General features: G+C 70.0%; 14 protein-coding genes. 6 read left to right on the plus strand and 8 right to left on the minus strand.

Translation table 11 applies throughout. The annotated features are described in order from the left end of the window. Nucleotides 1–124: 124 nt before the first annotated feature. From ASF23_RS17275 to ASF23_RS17285, 3 genes are all read right to left on the minus strand, one after another. On the minus strand, nucleotides 125–1,084 hold the full coding sequence (locus ASF23_RS17275; RefSeq protein WP_055956712.1) for an endo-beta-N-acetylglucosaminidase H: 960 nt from the start codon (nucleotides 1,082–1,084) through the stop codon (nucleotides 125–127). Between the two features lie 78 nt (nucleotides 1,085–1,162). Beyond that, the gene (locus tag ASF23_RS17280; protein ID WP_162236789.1) at nucleotides 1,163–2,410 is read right to left on the minus strand and encodes an MFS transporter; all 1,248 of its coding nucleotides are present in this window, start codon (nucleotides 2,408–2,410) and stop codon (nucleotides 1,163–1,165) included. 151 nt (nucleotides 2,411–2,561) lie between these two features. Continuing rightward, nucleotides 2,562–3,458, minus strand: a complete 897-nt coding sequence (locus tag ASF23_RS17285) for an SDR family oxidoreductase (protein ID WP_055956719.1) — start codon at nucleotides 3,456–3,458, stop codon at nucleotides 2,562–2,564. Nucleotides 3,459–3,564: 106 nt separating this feature from the next. On the opposite strand from ASF23_RS17285, the gene ASF23_RS17290 reads away from it, so the two are divergent. Further along, nucleotides 3,565–4,167, plus strand: a complete 603-nt coding sequence (locus ASF23_RS17290; protein WP_055956723.1) for a TetR/AcrR family transcriptional regulator — start codon at nucleotides 3,565–3,567, stop codon at nucleotides 4,165–4,167. An 84-nt stretch (nucleotides 4,168–4,251) separates the two neighbouring features. Further along, complete coding sequence (locus tag ASF23_RS17295; RefSeq protein ID WP_055956726.1) at nucleotides 4,252–5,232, plus strand: aldo/keto reductase; 981 nt, start codon at nucleotides 4,252–4,254, stop codon at nucleotides 5,230–5,232. 194 nt (nucleotides 5,233–5,426) lie between these two features. Here the strand turns inward: ASF23_RS17295 and ASF23_RS17300 are convergent, their stop codons facing one another. Continuing rightward, on the minus strand, nucleotides 5,427–6,242 hold the full coding sequence (locus tag ASF23_RS17300) for an SDR family NAD(P)-dependent oxidoreductase (RefSeq protein WP_055956889.1): 816 nt from the start codon (nucleotides 6,240–6,242) through the stop codon (nucleotides 5,427–5,429). A 55-nt stretch (nucleotides 6,243–6,297) separates the two neighbouring features. Between ASF23_RS17300 and ASF23_RS17305 the strand changes: the two genes are divergently transcribed. Then, nucleotides 6,298–6,948: a TetR/AcrR family transcriptional regulator gene (locus ASF23_RS17305; RefSeq protein WP_055956729.1), complete on the plus strand. Its 651-nt coding sequence runs from the start codon at nucleotides 6,298–6,300 to the stop codon at nucleotides 6,946–6,948. 83 nt (nucleotides 6,949–7,031) lie between these two features. Next, the gene (locus ASF23_RS17310; RefSeq protein ID WP_200919396.1) at nucleotides 7,032–7,871 is read left to right on the plus strand and encodes a polysaccharide deacetylase family protein; all 840 of its coding nucleotides are present in this window, start codon (nucleotides 7,032–7,034) and stop codon (nucleotides 7,869–7,871) included. On the opposite strand, the gene ASF23_RS17315 is transcribed toward ASF23_RS17310, so the two are convergent. From ASF23_RS17315 to ASF23_RS17330, 4 genes are read right to left on the minus strand one after another with little or no spacing between them, the layout of a single operon-like run. Next, the gene (locus ASF23_RS17315) at nucleotides 7,868–8,887 is read right to left on the minus strand and encodes a phosphotransferase enzyme family protein (protein ID WP_055956732.1); all 1,020 of its coding nucleotides are present in this window, start codon (nucleotides 8,885–8,887) and stop codon (nucleotides 7,868–7,870) included. The genes ASF23_RS17310 and ASF23_RS17315 overlap by 4 nt on opposite strands. Further along, nucleotides 8,884–9,792 (minus strand): carbohydrate ABC transporter permease, encoded by a 909-nt coding sequence (locus tag ASF23_RS17320; RefSeq protein ID WP_082474287.1) that lies wholly within the window; start codon nucleotides 9,790–9,792, stop codon nucleotides 8,884–8,886. The genes ASF23_RS17315 and ASF23_RS17320 overlap by 4 nt, the downstream gene beginning before the upstream one ends. After that, nucleotides 9,792–10,796 (minus strand): carbohydrate ABC transporter permease, encoded by a 1,005-nt coding sequence (locus ASF23_RS17325; protein ID WP_055956735.1) that lies wholly within the window; start codon nucleotides 10,794–10,796, stop codon nucleotides 9,792–9,794. Before ASF23_RS17325 ends, ASF23_RS17320 begins: the two co-directional genes overlap by 1 nt. Further along, nucleotides 10,793–12,142, minus strand: coding sequence for an ABC transporter substrate-binding protein (locus tag ASF23_RS17330; RefSeq protein ID WP_055956738.1), 1,350 nt, complete (start codon nucleotides 12,140–12,142; stop codon nucleotides 10,793–10,795). Before ASF23_RS17330 ends, ASF23_RS17325 begins: the two co-directional genes overlap by 4 nt. Before the next feature lie 203 nt (nucleotides 12,143–12,345). Here ASF23_RS17330 and ASF23_RS17335 point away from each other — a divergent pair, with 203 nt between their 5' ends. Both ASF23_RS17335 and ASF23_RS17340 read left to right on the plus strand, forming a co-directional pair. Then, a complete protein-coding gene (locus ASF23_RS17335) occupies nucleotides 12,346–13,371 on the plus strand; it encodes a type IV toxin-antitoxin system AbiEi family antitoxin (protein WP_055956741.1) in 1,026 nt (341 codons plus the stop codon). Continuing rightward, entirely contained in the window at nucleotides 13,361–14,182 is an 822-nt protein-coding gene (locus ASF23_RS17340) for a hypothetical protein (RefSeq protein WP_055956743.1), read from the plus strand. The genes ASF23_RS17335 and ASF23_RS17340 overlap by 11 nt, the downstream gene beginning before the upstream one ends. Nucleotides 14,183–14,192 lie beyond the last annotated feature (10 nt).

Genomic DNA, 14,192 nt, shown 5'->3' on the forward strand with positions numbered 1-14,192 from the left:
GGCGGGTCGTGCCTCCCGTCCGATCAATGAGTGGATGGCGGGCGTCAGCCGCTCATGAGACGTGCCCATCTGTCGGGTCCGGCGGTCCCAGGCGACAGATGGGCACGTCTCGACGGCCCGGCGGCTACTTGTAGGTCGCCGCCTGGCCGTAGAGCGGCTTGGTGAAGGAGGAGACGTAGGCGCTCTTGTCGCCTCCCGGCAGGTTGTACGTCATGAAGACGCCGTAGCCGTCCGAGACCGTCCGCTTCGCCAGTGACGCAGCCGTGGTCGAGGAGGTGTTCTGGATGTCGACCGCGGCCGGCGAGAGGTGCTGCTTCGTCAGGCCCGGGATGCTCGGCGCCTGGTACGAGCCGTAGTACGGGTTCCACGCGTAGTCGATCTTCGAACCGACGGTGGAGCTCCCGGCGGAGAGGCTGCTGCCGGTCTCGCCGATGTTGTAGAGCGAGATGAGCTTGTTCGGCATGTCCGCACGGAGCGCCGAGACGAGCCATCCGGCGGAGTTCGCATTCGGCTGCGCGGTACCGTTGTTGCCGTACTCCGCGTACTCGTCGTCGAGGTCGACACCGTCGAGGCCGTACTTCGTCACGGCGTTGCTGACCTGCGTGGCGAAGTCGGCGGCGGCGGCCTGCGAGGTGAAGTTCGCGAACCCGGCGCCCTGGTGGTTCCCGAGGATCGACAGGGACACCTTGATGCCCTTGGCCTGCAGCGGACGGATCTGGGTGGCGGCGTCGTCGAGCGTCTTCTGGACGTTGTCGTTGAAGTACAGCTGGGCCTTCGAACCGTCGTAGTTGATGTTGGCAGCGAAGATGATCGCGACGTCGAAGGCGTTGGCCCCGTTCGCGAGGGTGTACCGGCCGACGTTCGCGAGCTGGTCGTTGTTGACCTCGACGTAGGCGATGCTCGTCGGGCCGGACTTCGTGGCGGTGGTCGTCGCGGCGGTGCTGGTGCCGGTCGTCGTGTGCGGTGTCGGCGCTGCTGATGCTGACATCGGGGCGAGCGGCAGGGCGATCGCGGCGACCGCTGCGGCGCAGATGCCGATGAGGCTCGCGCGGGTCTTCGTGGATCGGGTGGCGTTCGTTCTCATGACACTCCTCGTCGAGTGGTGAACGCGGTCGGCGGACGTCGATCGCTCCCGCCATGCCACACGACTAAAACGCTTTAGTCAAGCGATGTGCGTGGGCCGACCGCGCACCGTGTCCGGCCGCGGGCGCAACGACCCCGACGCCACGAAGGCCGTCGCGAGCAGCAGCGCGACGAGCCACAGCGCGGTGAGCAACCCCGTCCCTTCCGCGATGAACCCGATCGCCGGTGGTCCGGCCAGGTTCGCGAAGTACCCGATCGACGCCACGACGCTGACCCGTGCGGCCGGGTTCGTGCCGGACTCCGCGGCGGCGGACATGCCGAGCGGGAAGCCCATCGAGACCCCGACCGCCCAGAGCAGCACGCCGACGAGGATCAGCCACGGACTCCCGCCGAGGATGAACAGCACCACCCCGACGACGCCGAGTGCCGTCGTCGCCCGGGTGGTCCGCACGCGCCCGAACCGGTCCACGAGCGGACCGCCGAGCGCCCTCGCGCCGGTCTCGCCGATCGCGAACGCCGTGAAGAACAACGCGGCCACGGCGGCGGTCTGGCCGTGGTCCTCCTTGGTCGCGAGCGTCAGCCAGTTGTTCGCCGACCCCTCACCGAGCTCCGCGCCGAGCATCACGAGGCCGATCATCAGCAACCGCAGGTCCGTCCAGCCGCGGAGCCAGCCCCGCACGCGCTCTCCGACCGAGAGGCCGGGGTCCTGGTCATGGTCCTCCGATGTGGCGCGCGACCCGAGGGGGATCGCCCGCATCATCGGGAACGCGATGACCGCGATGAGCACGGCCTCGCCGACGAACTGCGCGGCGGGAGCGATGCCGATCGCGGCGCACGCGGCACCGATCCCGGAGCCGATCGCGGCACCGGCAGACCACGCGGCGTGCAGCAGCGGCATGAGCGTCCGGCCGAAGCCGCGCTCGATCGCCGATCCCTCGACGTTGATCATCACGTCGAACGCGCCGACGCCGAACCCGACGACGACGAAGCCGATGCCGACGAGGGGCACGGACCGGAACACGTCGACGCCGAGTCCGATGACCGCGATCGCTACGGCGATGAGCAGGAGCACGCCGCCGAGAGCTCGCCGAGCTCCGAGCGCGGTCAGCAGCGGGGTCGAGGAGAGCAGCCCCGCGACCGAACCGACGGTCACGCCCGCCAGCAGGAGACCGATCTGGCCCGTGTCCAGTCCGAGTTCGGCACGGATGGACGGGAGGCGCGGCCCCCATGTCGAGAGCGTTACGCCTCCCAGCGCGAAGGCCACGATGATGGCGTTCCGCCACCGCACGAGGGCGTGGCGGTCCTGGCTGGTCGCGGTGTCGGTCACGGCGGCCATTCGATCACATCCCGGGCCCGGTCCCGGTCCCGGTCCCGTTCTCGCGGCAGTGAGGAGTGCCGAACTGTCGGGTGGATGGCGGCACCCGACAGTTCGGCACCGCTCGACGCGGCCAGGGCGCCCGGGCCGCCGGGGCCGGAGGTCAGACCTGCGCGTACGCCCCGGCGTCGATGTCCTCGACGAGCGTCGGACCGGTCGGCGTCCACCCGAGGGTCTCCCGCGTCGCCGTACTCGACGACGACATGTCCATCCCGAAGAACCCGCCGAGGAACCCGAAGTGCTCCGCCGCATCCGCCTGGGGCACCGAGACGACCGGCAGCCCGAGCGACCGTCCGATGGCCTCGGCGATCTCCTTCGTCGGGACACCCTCCTCGGCGACCGCGTGCACGATCGGCATCGCGGACGGGTTCTCGAGCGCCAGCACGTTCAGCTTCGCGGCGTCCGAACGGTGCACGGCGGCCCAGCGGTTCGTGCCGTCCCCGACGTACCCCGCGGCGCCGTTCCGCACGGCTGCCTTCACGAGCACATCGACGAACCCGTGGTCTCCGACACCGTGGGTCGTCGGCGAGAACCGGAGGCTCACGACCTCGATGCCCCGGTCGAGGAACTCGAGCGCGAGGTTCTCGGCTCCGCCCCGCATCGCGTCCGGGCCGGTGAACGGCGAGGCGTCCGACTCGACCGACGGACGTCCCTGCGCGAGCCCGGCGACACCAGACGCGAACAGGAACGGCTTGCCCGAGCCCTCGAGCGCCTCCGTGATCGTCGACACCGCGGCACGCTCAGCCCGGTTCGACTCCGCCGGGTTCGACCAGTCGTGCTTGTTCGCGAGGTGGATGACGGCATCGGCGTCGACCGCGCCCGTGCGGATGACGTCGAGCGAGTCGAGATCGCCCCGGAGGACCGTGGCGCCCTTCGCCTCGAGGGCTGCTGCGGACGCGTCCGAACGCGCGAGGCCGATGACCTGGTGTCCGGCGGCGAGTGCCTCGTCGGTGGTGGCGGATCCGATCCAGCCGGATGCTCCGGTGATGAAAACACGCATGAGCGTGACCTCTCTCTCAGTGCCGACTGATGTCAGCGACTGCCGTCACTGTACACCCGGATGTCAGTGGCTGTCATCACCTGACTCCCCGCCGTAGACTGGGCCCATGGTGCGATGGGAGCCGGGTGGCACGGAGCGTCTCCGGATGGCGGCGCTGGATCTCTACGTCCGGCAGGGGTTCGAGCAGACGACGGTCGCCGAGATCGCCGCGGCCGCCGGACTCACCGAGCGCACGTTCTTCCGGCACTTCGCCGACAAGCGAGAGGTCCTGTTCAACGGGCAGGAGGTGCTCGAGGCACAGTTCCTGGCCGGCGTCGCCGAGGCGCCCGACGGCTCGTCCCCGCTCGACCTGGCCGCCGCGGCGCTCGCGGGCTCGGCCGGGTTCTTCTCGGAGGACCGCCGCGCCTGGTCGCGACGACGCCAGACGGTGATCGGCGCGAACGCGTCGCTCCAGGAGCGCGAGTCCCTGAAGATGGCGACGCTCGCGGGCTCCCTGGCGGCCGCACTCCGCGACCGAGGGATCGCCGAACCCGCGGCGACGCTCGCCGGGCAGACCGCCGTGACCGTCTTCAGCGTGTCCTTCGCCACCTGGGTCGAGGACGACGAGACGCGCACGTTCCCGGCCATCGAGCACGACGTCCTCGCCGAGCTCACCGCCCTGACAGCGGCCACCGTCCAGGCGCCAGCGGCGGAGCGCCCCACGGTGTAGACGGGGACCCGACATCGATGTCGGGCGCCACAGCGCGCCACTGCCACACCTCAGCCAGCGCCACATCGCAGGGAGACCATCCGCATGGAGTACACCCACCTCGGCTCGACCGGCCTCAAGGTCAGCCGCATCACGCTCGGCTGCATGAGCTTCGGCAACGGTAACGAACAGCAGACCTGGACCCTCGACGCCGCCGGCGCAGAGTCGATCTTCCGGAAGGCAGTCGACCTCGGCATCACGTTCTGGGACACCGCGAACGTGTACGGCCGCGGCAGCTCGGAAGAGGTCACGGGCGAGGCCATCCGCAAGTACACCCGCCGTGAGGACGTCGTCCTCGCCACGAAGGTGTTCGGCGAGATGGGCCCCGGCCCCGGTGAGTCCGGGCTCTCCCGCCGCGCGATCATGGAGCAGGTCGACAAGTCCCTGCAGCGCCTCGGGAGTGACTGGATCGACCTGTACCAGATCCACCGCTTCGACCCGGAGACCCCGGTCGAGGAGACGATGGAGGCCCTGCACGACGTCGTCCAGGCCGGCAAGGTCCGCTACATCGGCGCCTCGAGCATGTGGGCGTGGCAGTTCGCCAAGCTGCAGGCCGCGGCGGACCTCGGCGGCTGGACGCGCTTCGTGTCGATGCAGAACCAGTACAGCCTCGGCCAGCGCGAGGAGGAGCGCGAGATGTTCGGGCTCCTCGCCGACCAGGGCGTCGGCTCGATCCCGTGGGGTCCGCTGCAGGCCGGCAAGATGGCCCGCCCGTGGAGCGAGCAGAACACCGCGCGTGCCGGGGACGAGCCCGAGGTCGACCCGAAGGGCAACCCCGTCCGGCTCGACTCGGACAAGGGCATCGTCGACGCGATCGAGCGGATCGCGGGCGAGAAGGGCGTCTCGATGGCACAGGTCGCCCTGGCCTGGGTCCTCGCGAACCCCGTCGTCGACGCCCCCATCGTCGGCGCGACGAAGGTGCACCACATCGAGGACGCCGTCGCCGCGCTCGACGTGCGCCTGACGCCCGAGGACGTCACGGCGCTCGAAGAGCACTACGTCGCAAGGCAGCCGACGTTCTTCTGATCTGCTGATCTGCCGATCGGGTGGTCGCGTCCGCCAGGTACGGAACGTGACCACCTGACGGACTGGCGCGCCCCGCTCGGCGGAATCGCGCCAGCGATTCGCGGGGCGCGCCGGGCGAGCCTGCGAGCCCGGGTGCCAGCCCGCCCCGTCCCTCCAGTCCGTTCGTACGCGCGTTGCGCACCGTCGAGCGTGGCCTAGCTGAGCCGTGTGTGCAGGATCCCGCCGTCCACGTCGACGATCGTGCCGTGCACGAACGCGGCCTCGTCGCTCGCGAGCCAGCGGACCGCGGTGGCGATGTCGACCGGGCGGACGGGCTGCCCGGCGACCGTGCCCCTCGTCATGGCGGCGAGGACGTCCGCTGACTCGGCGTTGCCGGGCGTGGAGGTCGCCCCTGGCGAGACGCTGTTGACGCGGACGCCGGACGGACCGAACTCCGCGGACCAGGTACGGGTCATCTGCTCGATCGCAGCCTTCGACGCCGTGTAGGCGGCACCGAACGGCACGCCGACGCGGGACATCCAGGAGCCGATGTTGACGAAGACCCCGGAGTCCCGCTCGACCATCGCGGGGGCGAGGGCGGCGACGAGCACGTGCGGTGCGCGGATGTTCGTCGCGAGGATCGCGTCGAGTTCGTCGTCGGTGAGGAGTGCCGTCGGGCTCGCGGGGTAGACGCCCGCGTTGTTGACGAGCACGTCGACGTGGCCGCCGAGTGCCGTCGTGGCCTCGGTGGCGAAGCGTCGGACCTCATCGGCGGAGGCACCGAGGTCGGCGACGACGGCACGGGCGGTACCGCCCGCCGCGGTGATCGTGTCGACGACGGCCTGGGCGCGCTCGGCGTTCCGACCGCTGACGACGACGGTGGCGCCGGAGCTCGCGAGGACCCGGGCGATCGCCTCGCCGATGCCGCTGGTGGAGCCGGTGACGATCGCGGTGCGACCGGCGAGCCGGGTGTCGGGGACGAGTGCGTCGAGGGCGTCGGCGTTGGACAGGATGGGTTGATTGGACTGCATGGTCCAGTTGTACCACACAGTTGGACCTTGCGGTCCAATGGCGTAGGCTGAGGGCATGGCAGCGACCGAGCGACTCGCGGCGACCGAGGGACCCGTGGCGGCTGAGCGACCCGTGCTCACCGAGCGTGGTCGGCAGACGCGGCTGCGGATCATCGAGGAGACCGGTCGGCAGATCCTCGCGGACGGCATCGGTGGGACCACTCTCGACACCGTCCGCGCGGCGACGCTGACGAGCAAGAGCCAGCTCTTCCACTACTTCCCGGGCGGCAAGGCCGAGCTCGTGCGCGAGGTCGCGCAGTGGGAGGGGCTGGAGCTGTTCGCCGCGCAGGAGCCCGAGATCCACGACCTGGGGTCATGGGGGTCGTGGGACCGGTGGCGTGCCGGGCTCGAGGTCTACTACTTCGAGCGGGGGCGCTGGGCGTGCCCGATCAGCACCCTGGCACAGCAGTCGGCGCCGTCGGACGAGACGCTCGCCGAGACGACCCGGCAAGGTGTCGCCGCGTGGGCTGCGATGCTCGCGCAGGGTGTCGGGCGCATGCAGACCGCCGGTGCGATCGACCCGTCGGTGGATGCCGCCCGGGTCGGGACGGGGATCGTCGCGGCGATCATGGGGGGTCTCGCGCTGAGCCAGCCGGAACGCGACGGTGCGCCACTCGCCGCCGCACTCGACCTCGCCTTCCGGGGGCTCCGCAGCCTCGAGGTCTGACACCCGGACGGGGGATGCGCCCGGGACGCGAATCGTCCTGACGGCGGATGCCGTGTGCCTGCCGGGTCCAGGACGATGTCGACGTGAACCATGCTCCATCCACCAGCCGTCGGGCGGTGCTCGCCGGTGCTGGCGGGCTCCTGACGACCGCGCTCCTGTCCGCCTGCGCCACCGGCGCGCCGTCCGTCCGGGTGTCCTCGTCCCCATCGGTGCGGCGGAGTGCACCGACGACTCAGACGCCGACGCCGACGCCGACGCCGAAGACTCCGACTCCGATGCCGACGCCGGTCTCGATCGCTCGGCAGCCGCTCCCGGGCGGGACGATCACCGGGCTGCCGACCGGTACGCCGGGCATCGCGTGGACGGTCGACGACGGGGTCGACAGCAGTGTCGTGGAGGCCTACGCGCGGTTCGCCCTCGAGACCGGCACACGCCTGACCTTCTTCGTCAACGGCGCGAACCCCTCGTGGACCGAGCACGCGGACCTGCTGCGTCCGCTGGTGGCGTCCGGGCAGGTGCAGCTCGGCAACCACACCTGGGACCACCCGGCACTCACCAGGCTGTCCGACCAGGGCATCGCAGACGAGCTCCAGCGGAACCACGACTTCATCGCATCGACGTACGGCGTCGACGCCCGGCCCTTCTACCGTCCGCCGTTCGGGTACCACGATGCCCGGGTGGACGCCGCCGCCGCGCGCGTCGGGTACTCGACACCGGTGCTCTGGTACGGGTCGCTCGCCGACTCCGGGGACATCACGACCGACCAGATCGTCGGGTTCGGCGAGCAGTGGTTCCTGCCGGCGCACATCGTCATCGGGCATGCGAACCACCAGGGCACGATCGCGGCCCTCCCTCGGCTCGACCAGCTGCTCCGGGACCGGCGGCTCGCGACGTTCACGCTCCGCGACGTCTTCGCGACCTAGGGGCCACTGTCGTTCGGCGCCGAATGGAGAAGCGCGCGGAGCCTCGGTTCGACGAGCGACGCGGAGCCGACCGGTGACAGGATCCCGTGGAAGACCGCGAGCTCTTCGTCCCGGAACTCGGGCGGGCCGTCGAGCACGGACTGGATCGTCGACACGAGGTCCTCGAGCGCGCGGACACACGCGTACCGGACGAGCCGGGCCTCGTCGAGCTCGACCGGACCGTACCCGCGGTCGAACGCCGCCCGCTGCTCGTCGGTCAGGGGCTGGAACAGGACCGGGAACTCCACGAGGTGCAGGTCGAGCTCGCGCGGGGCGACCACCGCCTCGTCCCAGTCGATCAGGCACGGGACCCCGTCGGCGTCGAGCACGAGGTTGCCGAGGTGCGGGTCGCCGTGACACGGGACCGGGACCCCCTCGTCCCCGTCGGAGAGTCGCGTGCCGCGGAGCAGGAGCTCGACGCGCTCGCGGGCATCCTGCCACGCGGTGAGGGCCTCGGAGTCCGGCCCACCGGCAGCGGCGAGGGTGTCGAGCGCCACGATCCCGGCACGGTACCGACGCCGTCGACGCCGGATCCCGCGACGGGCACCCCTCCGGCGCTCCTGCATCGGGAACGGGTGCGCGTGGACCGCCCCGAGCAGCGCGCCGACGGCCTGCCACTGCGCGAGGTCGAGCCCGACCGTCGCCGCGTCCTCGCCGGGCACCCACGCCGTGACCGACAGACGTCCGCCACCCCGCCGGCTGGTCGGACGCCCGTCGGCGGCGACACGCACCGGCGGCACCCCGGCGACACCGGCGGAGGACAGTGACTCGCTCAGCTGGACACCGGTCCGGGTGCGGCGGCTCGTCCACTTCACCGCGTAGCCGTCCGTGCCGTGGGACACCTGCCACACGGCGGCCGCGGTGTCGGTCCCACCGATGACCCGCTCGACCTCGACCTCGCCGGTGTCGAGACCGAAGTCGTCGGCGATCCAGCGCACCACGTCGGGCACGTCGGGTCGGGTGTCGCGCGGGCTCACCGCAGGCCGCTCCGCGACAGGCCCTCGACGAAGTACCGCTGGAAGGCCAGGAACAGGGCCACGATCGGCACGATCATGAGCAGGTTGACGGCCATGATCGCGCCGTAGTCAGACGTGTACTGCCCCTGCAGCGTGCCGACGATACCGATCGGCACCGTGAACAGGTCCTGGTTGCCGGACAGCGCCACGAGTGGCCATCCGAACGCGTTCCACTCGCCCATGAACGTCAGGAGCACGAGGACCGCGAGCAGCGGACGGCAGAGCGGCAGCACCACCGAGAAGAACACGCGGAACTGCCCCGCGCCGTCGATCCGCGCCGCCTCGATGAGTTCATCGGGCACGGCGATGAAGAACTGTCGCGCCAGGAACACCCCGAAGATCGCCGCGCTCTCCGGCAGGATGACCGCCCAGATGCCGCCGTACAGGTGCAGACCGATCGAGATGAGGAACTGCGGCACGATGATCGCCTGCGGCGGGATCATCAGCGTCGACAGCAGCACGAGGAACACCGCGTTGCGGCCGCGGAACGGCAGCTTCGCGAAGGCGTACCCGGCGAACAGGTTGCAGATCACGGTGATGACGGTGACCACCACCGCGATCACGAGCGAGTTCGCGAACCACCGCCAGATCGGGAACTCCGAGAACGGCCGCACGAAGTTCTGGATCGTGAGGTGCTGTGGCCAGAGGTGGAGCCCCGGGGCGTACAGGTCGGCCTTCGTCGAGAACGCCGTGAGGAGCATCCAGTAGAGCGGGAACGCCATCACGATGCTCACCACGACGGCTGCCGTGATCCGCAACCACAGGAGCTTGGTGCGGTTCCGGGGCGGACGCGCGCCGTCCCTCCTGGCCGTGGCGGTGCGCGGCGATGACGCGTCGGCGTCGCCCGTGGCCCATGTCGTCGTCATCAGTCGGTCTGGTCCCGTCCGGCGTTGAAGCGCCACTGGATCCCGGTGATGACGAGCGTCACCAGGTAGATCGCGATGCCGACGGCGGCGCCGTAGCCGAGGAGCTGGGGGCCGTGCTCGTCGAACGCGACCCGGTAGGCGTAGGACACGACGGTCGTGGTGGAGTACCCGGGCCCGCCCCGTGTCATCGCCCACACGGTGTCGAACACCTGGAACGAGTAGATCAGGTTCATGATCAGCAGGAAGAACGTGGACGGGCCGAGCAGCGGGAACGTGATGAGCCGGAACTTCTGCCAGCCGCTCGCGCCGTCGGTGGTCGCAGCCTCTTGCACGGACGGGTCGACGCCCTGCAGCCCGGCCAGGTAGATGAGCATGTCGAACCCGATCCGCTGCCAGAGCGTCACGAGGATGATCGCCGTCATCGCCCAGCCGCCGCTCGACTGCCACGAGATCGCCGGGAGGCCGAGGGCACCGAGGAACTTGTCGATGAAGCCGTTGTTCTGGTCGAACATCCACGCACCGAGCACACCGGTCGCGACGCCGGACACCACGAGCGGCAGGAAGATGATCGTCCGGAAGACCGCCCGTCCGGGCAGGACGCCGTTCAGGAGCACCGCCACGGCGAGGCCGATCGCCATGCCGACGGGCACCGTGAAGAGCGTGAAGATCCCCGTGTTCGCGACCGACTGCCAGAACACCGGGTCGGTGACGAGACGGACGTAGTTGCCGATGCCCGCCCACGAGGTCCCGCCGAGCGAGTCGAGGTCCTGGAAGCTGATGACCACGGCGTACACGAGCGGCAGCAGCGTGAAGATGCCGATGAGCACGACGTTCGGCAGCAGGAAGGACCCGGCGGCGATGCCGTTCGCCCGCCGGATGCTCGTGCGCTTCGGGAGCTTGGCGCCCCCGGCCGTCGCGCCGCCGATCTGCGCGGTGGCGCGACCGGCAGCCCCGCCCACACCGCTCGTCCCGCCGACACCGGCTCCCGCGTCCGCACTCGTCATGCCGTCACCGCCTCGTTGATCGCCGTGGCGATGGCCGACACCGCGTCGTCCGCCGACCGGCCCTGGAACGCCAGCTCGAGCTGGTCCTGCAGCGCGGTGTTGATCGCCGCGAACCCGGGCACGGTCGTCTCGCGGACGGCGGCCTCGGTGATCGTCGTCGCCTGCTGCCCGAACACCGTCATGACGTCGGGGCGGATCGCGTAGTCGAGCGGCGTCTCGGCGAGGCTCTTCAACGTCGGCAGTTCGTTCGCCCGCTGGCAGAAGTCGCGCATCTGTTCTTCTTCGACGAGGAACTTGAGGAACGCCGCCGCGAGCTCCGGGTTCGCGGTGTCGCGGGTCGCGACGATGGCGTTGCCGCCGAGGTCCGACGCGGCGGCCTGGTCGCGCGGCATGTAGGTCGTGGCCCACTCGCCGCCCTGGTACCCGTTCTTCTGGTCGGCGAGCTCCGGCACGAGGAAGTCGCCGATGAACGTCATCGGGACGGTCTGGTTCAGGAAGAAGTTGTCCGAGTACACGGTCGTCTTGATGGTGTTGTTCGCCGGCACCCACCGCTCGTCGAAGAACCGCTTCGAGAACTCCATCGCGCGGTGCCCGGCGTCGCTGTCCACCGCCGACTTCGTGAGGTCCGCCGTCAGCAGTGACCCACCCGCCTGGTAGACGAAGCTCGCCCAGCGGTACGCACCCGCAGCCGTCCAGTCGTACGCGAACGGGTACTGCTTGTCGGGCAACGACTTCCGGAGCTTGGTCGCCACGTCGGCGAACTCGTCCCAGGTCCAAGCGTCGTCGAGGCGGTCCGGCACGGCGCCGATGCCCGCGGTCTCGAACGCCTTGGTGTTGTAGGCGATCGCCGTCGTGTCGGTCTGGTGCGGCACACCGTAGACATGGCCCTCGAACCGGACGGCGTCCCACAGCGCCGGCAGGAACGCGGCGGCCTCGGCGTCGGTCACGTACGGCGTCATGTCGAGCAGGACCCCGTGCGAGGTGTACTTGCCGATGCTCGTGTAGTCGACCCGGAAGACGTCCGGCGCGGTGCGCGACAGGATGCCGCGGTCGATGCTCGAGAAGAAGCCCTCGTACGGCAGGGTCTGGAGCACGATGGTCGTGCCGGGGTGGCGGGCCTCGAACGTCTTCTTGGCGTGCGCGAACCCCGCGTTCTCGCCGTCGCTGCCGCCCCAGAACGCGAACCGCAGGGTGCCCGTGACGTTGCCGACGCTCGCCTTGGACCCCGGTGAGGCGTCGCTCGGCGCGGGGCCGTTGTTCGCGACGCAGGCGGTCAGGGCGCCGAGCGCCACGGTGCTCACCGCGCCCGACAGGAGCGCGCGACGCGAGAACGTCGGTGTTGCCATCGTTCGGCTCCTTCGTGCCGTGCAGGTCCGGGTCACCCGACACGACTCGGGTCACCCGAACGTAGTCCGCGCCACCGACATCCGTGATGCTCCCCACCTGCTCGGCTCCGCTGTGATCCACGCCGCGCAGCATCACGCCTCCGTGTTCATGTTTGGATGTGGTTCAATCATCGTGAACATGGCGTGTTCATGAACGGAGACCGATGCTTCCCGCCACGACAGTCAGCATCCACGATCGCCTCGCCGAGTACGGCCTCGCCCTCGAACCCGCCACCGCCGCCGACGAGCACGGCCCCTCGGCGCGGCGTGCGAACCTGTCGCACGAGCGCCTTGGTGCGCTCGGCGAGGTCCAGGTCCTCTGGCCGGCGAGCATGTCGATCGGCGGGCTCGGACCCATGCTGGACCGTCCAGGGCGTGAGAAGACCCTGTTGCTCGGCGATCATGTGGGTGTGCGAAGCGCAGACGGGCTCCGCAGGGCTGGCTTCAACTACGCAGATCGGGCGGGGAACGCGTTCGTGAGCATCGGGGGGCTGCACCTTGACGCTCGTGGCCGGAGTCGAGGGCGTCAGGAGCGCATCCAGAGATCCGGTCTCGGACCGCAGAGCACGAACCTCTTCAGCACCAAACGGTCGCGAGTCGTCTTCGTGCTCTTGAGCTGGTCGGCGCTCGTAGAGGCACCGATCCGCACCATCGCGGCGGCGGCTGGTGTGTCCGTGGGAACCGTGGTCGAAGCGATCGAGATGCTGAGGGTCGCGGGGTTCCTCACGGACGCAGCGGGCGTCCGGCGGCTCCATCGTGACGACGAACTCAGGGAGCTCTGGATCGCCGCCTACCCGCTCGGCCTCGGAGCGACGACAGCGGTGCAGGCGTTCGCGGGCGATCCGCGATCCGTCTCGCTTCCGGACGGCGTGCGGGGACACAGCAGTGGAGAGCTCGCGGTGGACCTGCGTGGACTGACGGCGATCGTCTACGTGTCCAGGTGGGACCCGCGGATGGCATTCCAGAACCGATGGCGATCAGACGCCGAACCGAACATCTTCGTCCGCGAGGAGTTCTGGAACGAGCCATCGAGGGACGACCGCGCGCAGGACGCCGCAGCGCCGACCGGGTCGCTCCCGCCCGCCCCACCGCTTCTTGTCTACGCCGACCTCGTTGCCGCTCGTGAAGCTCGCCAGTGGACTGCGGCAGCCCAGCTCAAGGGCCGGAACCCGATGCTCCGTGTCAGTTGATCCGAAGCGCCTCGACCTCCTGGAGAGCGTCGTCGGGGAGATCGTTCGGAAGATCGGCATCGAGCCGCACCGGATCATGGTGATCGGTGCCGAAGCACGGGATCTCATGCACTCCGGGCAGGGTCACGACTTCGACCTCCGGGGGACGACGGACGTCGACCTCGCCCTGGTGCTGGACGACTGGAGCGCCTTCGATCGGATGCAGTCGTGCTTCCCGAAGCTCGGGAGCAACGGCATCCGGTTCCGCGTCTCAGGAGTCGCCGTGGACGTGATGCCGTTCGGAGGAGTCGAGGACCCGACCGGTCTGACGACTCCTGCATCCCGCGGTGAGGAACTCGTCGTGTTCGGCTTCCAGGACGTCTACGCCTGCGCACGTCCGCTCGAGCTGCCGAGCGGTCGTGTGCGTCTCCCGTCAGTGCCGGGGTACGCCGCGCTGAAGCTGCGCGCCTGGATCGACCGTTCGCCGTGGGGCGAGGACAAGGACGCCCGCGACCTCGCTGCCGTCATGTTCTGGTACCAGCGTGACCCAGCAGTCGAGGCGCGAGTGTGGCTGCCCGAGGCAGAGGAGCTGCTCCTGGCTCGCGATACAGACATCGACCGGTACAAGGCGTACCTCCTCGGTGCTGATGCAGGAGCGGTTCTCTCCGCCGCGAATCGACGAGACCTCGCGGACCGGTTGATCGCCGCCGACCCGGTCGAGCCCCGCGCACTCGATTTCGGTCGACCCTCGTCGTGGACCGCGGATCCGCTTCGTCGCTCAGTGCTCTTCGACGAGGTCATCCGGGGTGTGGCGATGTCCGAACCTGTCTGAGCGACCCCTG

Source organism: Curtobacterium sp. Leaf261, assembly GCF_001422205.1.
In the GTDB taxonomy this organism is placed as follows: Bacteria; Actinomycetota; Actinomycetes; order Actinomycetales; family Microbacteriaceae; genus Curtobacterium.